Here is a 281-nt window from a genome sequence, read left to right as displayed (position 1 = left end):
AGCACTCGGCGGTCACCTCGGGCTGCTTGTAATAACCCAGCATCTGCGCCGGGCTCTTGACCAGCACCTCACCCGAGTCCGGATCGATCTTGCATTCCACACCGCTGTTGGCATGCCCGACGTAGCCCACACGAGCCTGGCCGGGCCGGGTGAAGTGTGAGTAGGCCATGTTTTCACTCATACCAAAGGCTTCGAGCAACTCCAGGCCGAGATCGCGATACCACTGGATGATCGCTGGCGGCAAGGGCGCCGCACCGGTCAGCGCGATACGAACTTCGCCC

General features: G+C 62.3%; 1 protein-coding gene. It reads right to left on the bottom strand.

The window, feature by feature from the left end; all coding sequences use genetic code 11:
• A partial coding sequence (locus tag ACZ2IA_RS22940) for an AMP-binding protein (protein ID WP_470294896.1) occupies positions 1-281 on the bottom strand: 281 nt, incomplete at both ends.

It is taken from the genome of Crenobacter sp. CS_VA4 (assembly GCF_055597485.1).
Note: the sequence above shows the minus strand (reverse complement) of the source record. Positions and strands in the feature narration are given on the sequence as shown.